Annotated in this window: 5 protein-coding genes; 3 read left to right on the top strand and 2 right to left on the bottom strand. The window is 37.1% G+C overall.

The window, feature by feature from the left end:
- The 3 genes from ACILQF_RS07945 to ACILQF_RS07935 all read left to right on the top strand — a co-directional run.
- A partial coding sequence (locus tag ACILQF_RS07945) for a prephenate dehydrogenase/arogenate dehydrogenase family protein (RefSeq protein WP_395626886.1) occupies nucleotides 1-1,113 on the top strand: 1,113 nt, incomplete at its 5' end.
- A 99-nt stretch (nucleotides 1,114-1,212) separates the two neighbouring features.
- Complete coding sequence (locus tag ACILQF_RS07940) at nucleotides 1,213-3,000, top strand: hypothetical protein (RefSeq protein WP_395626885.1); 1,788 nt, start codon at nucleotides 1,213-1,215, stop codon at nucleotides 2,998-3,000.
- 176 nt (nucleotides 3,001-3,176) lie between these two features.
- Nucleotides 3,177-3,737 carry a fasciclin domain-containing protein gene (locus tag ACILQF_RS07935; RefSeq protein ID WP_395626884.1) on the top strand — a complete coding sequence of 187 codons (561 nt, stop codon included), beginning with the start codon at nucleotides 3,177-3,179 and terminating at the stop codon, nucleotides 3,735-3,737.
- Nucleotides 3,738-3,841: 104 nt separating this feature from the next.
- Here the strand turns inward: ACILQF_RS07935 and ACILQF_RS07930 are convergent, their stop codons facing one another.
- Together ACILQF_RS07930 and ACILQF_RS07925 are read right to left on the bottom strand one after the other, a co-directional pair.
- Nucleotides 3,842-7,414 carry a PKD domain-containing protein gene (locus ACILQF_RS07930; RefSeq protein ID WP_395626883.1) on the bottom strand — a complete coding sequence of 1,191 codons (3,573 nt, stop codon included), beginning with the start codon at nucleotides 7,412-7,414 and terminating at the stop codon, nucleotides 3,842-3,844.
- A gap of 134 nt (nucleotides 7,415-7,548) precedes the next feature.
- On the bottom strand, nucleotides 7,549-7,972 hold a 424-nt coding region (locus ACILQF_RS07925), incomplete at its 5' end, for a lactonase family protein (RefSeq protein ID WP_395626882.1).

The raw sequence follows: 7,972 nt of genomic DNA, 5'->3' as shown, positions 1-7,972 counted from the left end.
TTAGCTGATGGTAAGGAGGTATCCCAAGTGTCTGATGTTATATTCTATTCTGTTGAAGCCGAACGCATTGCAGAAGTCTTGAGCCAATATGGGCCCCATACCAAAAAAGGCGCTATTGTTGCGGGACAAACATCTGTAAAGCATCCTGAAATTGAAGCTTTTGAAAAATATCTACCTAAAGATTCTCATATTATTACGTGCCATTCGCTCCACGGACCAGGTTTTGATCCTGCGGGACAAAAAATGATTGTAATTCCGCACAGAACGAGCAAAGAAGCGTATCAACGCATGACCGATATACTTTCTTCTTTCGGTTCAGTACTAAATGAAATAGCGGATTATCATGAGCATGATAAAATAGTAGCCGACACACAGGCTGTTACGCACATGGGCTTTGAAAGCATGGGTACAGCATGGAAAGAAGCAGGGTTTTTTCCATGGGAAAATGCTTCTTATTTAGGAGGTATCGATAATGTGAAAATCTTGATTACATTAAGAATATTCAGTTATAAGGCACATATTTATGGAGGATTAGCCATCTTAAATCCCTATGCAAGGCATCAAATAAAACGTTATGCAGAATCGGAATCTGAGCTTTTCAAGCTAATGATTAAGGAGGAGGCCGACACCTTTAGGAAGCGGCTTTATAAAGCTAGAGATTTTATTTTCGGGCAAGATCACAAACCCTTAATGCTGGATGAAAAAGTAATGCAGGAGTTTTCACTTTCCGCAGGAGCCGAAAATCGAAAGCCCAACTCTCATTTAAGCTTATTGAGCATGGTGGATGCTTGGTCCCATCTTGGAATCAATCCATACGATAATCTAATATGCCAAACTCCCCCATTCCGGCTAAGATTAGGAATTGCAGAATACTTATTTAAAAACGAAGATCTATTAGAAGAATCTATTGAAACTGCCCTATTCGACAAAACTATCCGTGGCGACGATTTGGAGTTCCACTCGGCAGTTCGTGAATGGTCATCGATTATTGGCTATGGCGACATGAAAGGTTATAAAGAACACTTTGAACAGGTAAAAACATTTTTTGCTGGCAGACTTGAGCATGGTAGAGCACAGAGTGCTGAATTAATTAAAAAGCTTGAAATTGAATAATTATTAGCGGTTTTTCACAATTATGTGACCCCTGTCATATTTTAAGAGCTTTTAAATACTCTTATTTGTACTCGTGAATTTAACCATTTTTAATTTTTCATGAGTCATACCTTTCATATCCCTGTTCTTGGGCTAGCCTACTCTGTAGATACCCCAGTAAAAGTTGCCCGCTACGGAATCAGTTCTGTGGTTTCTATCGTTGATGACATGCTGATTGAACGTATGCGTCAATTTTATACTGAAAAACGCTGTGAAACCTTTGTCCCGATCGACCCTAAAGAAATTGATTCTAGAAGCAAACGGGTTACTGCCTACCTGAACCTCATCAAAAAGATTGTGGATGAGCAATTTGAAAACCTTAAAAATCAAGCTTTTGAAAAAGGCTCTGACATTGTAAGATATTTTGAGTTATTACCTAATTCCTCACCCTTAAAAGGGAAGTATCAGCAAATGCTTAGCAATCAAGATAGCAAAGCAGTATCTGTACTTCAGCAGGAATTACGTAACGAATTGCAAAAGGGTGAAATCCAGGTAAATATCATGGCCAAGGTTGATCGTATGAATCCGAACACCAATGGTGAGCAACTTTCAGACTCCCTAACGGCACTGAAAGGATTTGCTGATAGCGATATAAACTCATCAGTAGTATTATCGGCTGGAATGAACCCACGTCTTTATAGTTACCTCGAAAAATTTTTAGATTTCTTACCTAACCAACAAGGCAATTTCAAAAAGTCAATCATCCTTAAAGTGAGTGATTTCAGATCTGCACTAATCCAGGCCAAATTTTTAGCTAAAAAGGGTTTATGGGTATCCGAATTCAGAATTGAATCGGGACTTAATTGTGGTGGTCATGCTTTTGCCACAGAAGGCTACCTGCTTGGTCCGATCTTGGAAGAGTTTAAGCTGAAAAAGCAGGAGATGATCAATGAACTCTATGAAATGTATGGCAAGGCAATACTTGAAAAAGGCATTCAATTAAACCAAGTGCCACAGATGAAGATCAGCGTCCAAGGGGGTATTGGAACTGCTGATGAAAATAATTTCCTGATGAAACATTATCAGCTAGACGCTACAGGCTGGGGAAGCCCGTTTTTATTGGTTCCGGAAGCCACAAACGTTGATGAGGAAACATTAGAACTACTTTCAACGGCATGCAAGGATGATTTTTACATTAGTAACTCTTCACCACTTGGAATACCTTTCAATAATTTCAGAAAGAGTACATCCGAAAAACAAAGAATAGAACGCATAGAAAAAGGAAGACCTGGTAGCCCTTGTACAAAGAAATTCCTGTCCACAAATACTGAATTCACAGAACAAGCAATCTGTACCGCATCCAGAGAATATCAAAATTTAAAAATTAAACAATTAGTAGCTCAAAGTTTAAATCCGGAGGAATTCCAAACAAAGTTTAATGAAATAACTGAAAAAATATGCCTTTGCGAAGGGCTGGCAGCACCGGCATATTTAAAAAATGACATCTTAAAACCGAAGGAAAGTACTGCAGTTGCCATTTGTCCCGGACCCAATATTGCCTATTTCAGTGGTAAGTTCTCCCTTGATGAAATGGTAAGCCATATTTATGGAAAACTAAATCTACTAAACGATATAGACCGCCCGAATCTATTTGTAAATGAGCTGAATCTGTATGTGGAATACCTCAAAAAAGACATTAGTAAGCACTTGCAGGAAATGAGTGATAAAAAGGCGAACTACATATCTAAATTTAAAGAGCAACTCCAAGTTGGGATTGATTATTACAAAAAATTAGTTCCAATGATCACAGATCAGACTGAAGTTTACAGAAAGAAAATGCTAAAGGAACTTCAAGAAATTGAAGAACAATTGCAGCATTTAAACCCTGTAGCGAAGCAGGGAGTATAAGACATCTAATTATTGTGAAAAGCCGGATTATCAAGACTTGATAACCGGCTTTTTTGTGTAGTGAAATTTAATACACTATAAATAGGACGCAAAAACACCTCAATTTATGATAGAAATCATACAAAAGGGTTAATAAATGAGATATCTTGTGGAATCGTTAAAATAAATATAAAATTATGAGAAAGATGTTATTAGTAACCACAATGGTCTGTACTTCATTATTAATGAGCTGTCAAACCAATACAAAAAAGACAGACGAAACAACAATAATCGCAAAAACAGACTCTGTCATTCAATCAGACATGAATGATTTGCTGTTGGAAGACAATGTTGTCCAAGTTGCTGTTAAAAGTAAAGATCACAGTACACTTGTTGCAGCCCTAAAAGCTGCAGATCTTGTTGAATCCTTAAGTAAAGAAGGTCCATTTACAGTTTTTGCACCAACAAACGCAGCATTTAACAAATTACCTGCAGGCACCTTAGACAATTTATTAAAACCAGAAAACAAAGGAGATTTAGCAAACATTCTGAAGTATCACGTATCTCTAGGTGTTTTTAAGGCGGCAGATTTTATCGATGGACAAATTATAGGTCAGATAAATGGAAATGATGTTAAGATGAGTGTCAAAAACGGAAAAGTAATGATTAATGGAGCAACTGTTGTAGCTTCAGTACCCGCATTAAATGGAATTGTACATGTGATAGACGGAGTACTTTTACCTTCCCCTTCAAAATAAGGTTTAAATCCTTAGGGGCCTCAGTTTTTGTTCAAAAAAAGAGAATCTTAAGATTCTCTTTTTTTGAACAAAAACATAATAAGATAATTATTTATTGTTGAAAGCTACCTGATAATCGTCACATCACCCGCAATTAGCTTACGCCCCACTGTTTTAGGATCAATGATATAATAGTAAGTTCCCATGGGTAAATCCGAGCCATTCGCTTGTCCGGTCCAGGGTTGAGAATAACCTTTCGAACTATAATAAACTATTGATCCATACCTACTAAAAATTGTAACCGTAGCATTCGCATAGCTTTCCAGATATTTTATATTCCAGCTATCGTTTACACCATCCCCATTAGGGCTAAATGCATTTGGAACGATAGGTGCTTTTAGCACTTTGACTTTGATTTCATCCATTGACACACATCCCTGATCTGACGTTACCGTTAAAATATAAGTTACATCATTTATAGGATCTGCCACAGGATCGAGAACATCATCACTACTTAATCCAATGGAAGGCAACCATTTATAAGTTAAATTACTTCCGGAAGCTATACCCTGTAACTTAACCGAACCACCTTCTAAAATAACGGTATCCCTACCGGCAGAGACTGTGGGTGTAGGCATTACCAAAATATCTTTCGAATTGGAATCAGAACAACCATTACTCGATGTAAAAACATATTTAATCGTATGTATTCCCGGTCCTGCGAGCGCAGGATTGAAGAAACCGCTAGCAGTTACCCCATTACCAGAATAAACACCAACACCTGCTTGCGCATTTTTTTCACTAGCTTGACTTAATAAAAAGGGAGCAGCTTCCTGACAAATATCAGATAAATTTGTAAAAATAACCTCAGGTGCAGCTTTAAGTGTAATAATTTGAATTTCTTCATCAAAACATATTCCTCCCGAATAGGCCAACATTCTAACTTTAAACTGCTTGGTTGCTGGAGAGCTAAAAACCGGATAGTTTATTTTATATTGTTCATCAAACACTGGGTTTTCATCAATCAGTTTAAAAGTCATATCAACACCATCATCGAAAAACCATTCAATTTTAGCGATATTCCCAAAATTAACAGTCGACAAGTTTCGAAAAACCACTTCTCTATTACTGCACAGATCTCCCGAATTTAAAACCGAAAATTTAGCGTCAGGAACCGCTCCACTTACCGTGAATTGCTTTTGAGCAACAGTGATACAACCATTTGAAGTAGTAACAGTTAATTTTACTGGATATATTCCAGCCACTGTATAAATATGGGTTGGATTCTTCAAGCTTGATGTATTTGAAACCCCTGAGGTAGGATCTCCAAAATCCCAAAGATAGCTTAGTGCAGAACCATCAGCAATAGTTGATAAATCAGTGAATTGTGCGAAAGTATCTTTGATACAAATTTCAGGAAGTTCAAAATCTACTACTGGCAATGGATATACCTGAACATTTTTTTCGAAAGTGACGCTCTCACAAGTTTTGTCAGTAAACACTTTCAAGCTTACTTTATAAGTCCCAGCTGTGGAATATTTGTGCGTAAAAGCAAGTGCGTCTGTACGTGTTTCATCTGCAGAGCCATCCCCGAAATTCCAGATCCATTTGTTGATAGCCCCCTCTGCTGTGGTAGATAAATCATTAAATGTAATGTCCTCACTTGCACAAGAAGGGCTACTATATTTAAAATTAACTTTAGGCAGTTCAATCACATGTACTGTCTGACTGAATACATCAGAAAGACATCCTGTTTCACCTTCCACCATCAGTTTGACTATATAATCACCAGCCGTCGCAAAAGTATGCGTCGGATTTTGAACGCTTGAAAGATTACCATCTCCAAAATCCCATTGCCATTTGCTTATTATCTTGCCATTACCAACGCTCGCATCAGTGAAAGTAATTGGAACTTTGGTGCAAATTGTTGCTGCAGAAGAAAAATTAGCCGTTGGACGTTCGAAAATTTCAAACTCCAAATCAACAGTCTCCAAATTACTACATCCAGAGGGATTCGGATTAACAGCAACTGCTATGATTTTATATTTTCCAGGACTTGTATATATAGGGTCTGCTTTGGGATAAACATAACTATAAACCACTTTCCCATCAACTAAAGAGGTAGTAAAGGAAGGGGCCGAATCGGTAAATGAACCGGTACCATCGTCTAAATTCCAAACAATATTTGAGGTTTGATAAGGCAATTTGAGAATAAATTTTGAAGCTTGAGAAACACAACCACTGCTTAATATATTATTGGATTTATCGTTCACACTGATATTTTGAAATAAATTTTTTACATCAGCACCAGCGAGATAAGCATAAGACTCAAAAGTCCCATAGCCGTAGGCAATAGCCACAAACCCTCCTTTGGCTATAATTCGATGTTGATCTGATGAACTCGTTACATCTATGATCACATAAGAATATTCCGAATCTATAGTTTTAAAACCGGATACCGCAGCACCATCAACCCTTAGGCTTGGTGCATCAACAGTTTTAATAATGATATTGAGAAAATACTTAGTGATATTGGTATTTACTCCTGAAACACTATTAAGTCTGGAGAAAACTGTAATATCACTCAAAGTCTGTTCAATTGGGTTTAGAATAGTCATCTCCGGATCACCAGGCAAAGTAACTGCAGGCCTATTCGCTGAATTACAGTTTTGTGCTGATTGATATTGAGCCAATCCAATAGGTTTATCAGCCTTAACAATACTCGGACTATTGGTAAAATAGGTTATAATACTTCCTTTACTATAAGGGTTAGAAAGAGGCGTGCCAAAGGCATTAGTTGCACTTCCATTAACTGAAATAGTGGTATTGTCCTCGGAAACTATAATACGAATCGCATCAATATTTCCATTTTCCGTATTATAAAATGGTGCCGTAACAAAATTCTTTCCCCAAGCAGAAACAGGAAAGAGCTGTTGAAAAAGGTTATCTCCTCCACTTGGAGCACTAGGATTTGTATTTCCAACTTCACAAAATGCAGTCCAAGTACTTCCAGAAAAAACTGCTAAAGGTTTACAAGTTCCTAAAGTCTTAATGAGTGTGCCAGAGACATCATTGGGGGACTGATACTGATAAACATCACCTTTATTTAGTTTCTGAGGTATCTTAAATGTTTTACCCGCCACCTTAGCTCCATTAAATGAGGTAACTGTTGGTGTTATTTCAATTTCAGTATCATCTTCAACTGCCACAATAGTGAATTCGGATCTAGCTCTGTTACCTTGCGTCCCGCCTTCATTTTGATAAGAAAATGCATAATATTCCTTTCCCAGAGCCTTTGTAGGTAATATTAAACTCCCCCCTGTTCTTGCACTATGTGAAATAATAGAATAAACTGAAATTGGACTCCCAGAACTGATGTTAATTCCCTTATTTAATTCAACAACATCCGAGCTTCCGATATAAACGTCAACAACATTAGGATCAATAAAAACAGTTTTAATAACGTTTGCAGTTATGGTCCCCGATTCAATAACTGCTCCAAAACCCTCAACTTTATAGGTTGTATTAACATCCGATGACAAAAATAAAGTCATTCTCGACAGTTTAGCATCAATATGCCCAGTATAAGCCACCCAGAAATCCGTCCCCTTATTGGAAGTACCTTGCGCGTTTGCAAAACCTGAAAGACCAAATATCAGGCCTATAATCACAATAAATATTCCTGAATAGTGCTTCAAAATTTTCTTAATTATTGTTTGAATCTAAATAAATAATTTATTAATGTACGTAATCCATTGATAATGACGTTAAAAAATGACATAAGAAATTATCGTTTGGTAAAAACAGATTTACCTAAAACAATACAAACCTCCTAATCCATTTCAACAAATCTAACTAGTGAAGGTTTGTCGATACTGATTTTTTGCCCCGTAGCAGTCAATTTTCCAGTATTCTGATCACGCTTAAAAACAATTAATTCATTAGTGCCCTGACTCGTAGAAATCAACCAATTACCACTCGGATCAATTGCAAAAGTGCGAGAGCTTTTACCCAAAGAAGGCTGCTTATCTATAAGACTTAGCCTCCCAGTATTCTGATCAATGGAAAAAATAGCAATTTCATTAACCGTGCTTCTCGTGTTGGCATAAAGAAACTTGCCATCAGCCGATACCTGAATATCTGCCCCATGTCCGGGATCAGTAAAACCCTCAGGAATCATAGATATTGATTGAATCTGTGTTAGATGACCCTTTTTATATTCAAAAGCATATACCTTAGAGTTAATTTCTGTAACC

Origin of the sequence: Daejeonella sp. (assembly GCF_044232565.1) — a bacterium.
In the GTDB taxonomy this organism is placed as follows: Bacteria; Bacteroidota; Bacteroidia; order Sphingobacteriales; family Sphingobacteriaceae; genus Daejeonella.
Note: the sequence above shows the minus strand (reverse complement) of the source record. Positions and strands in the feature narration are given on the sequence as shown.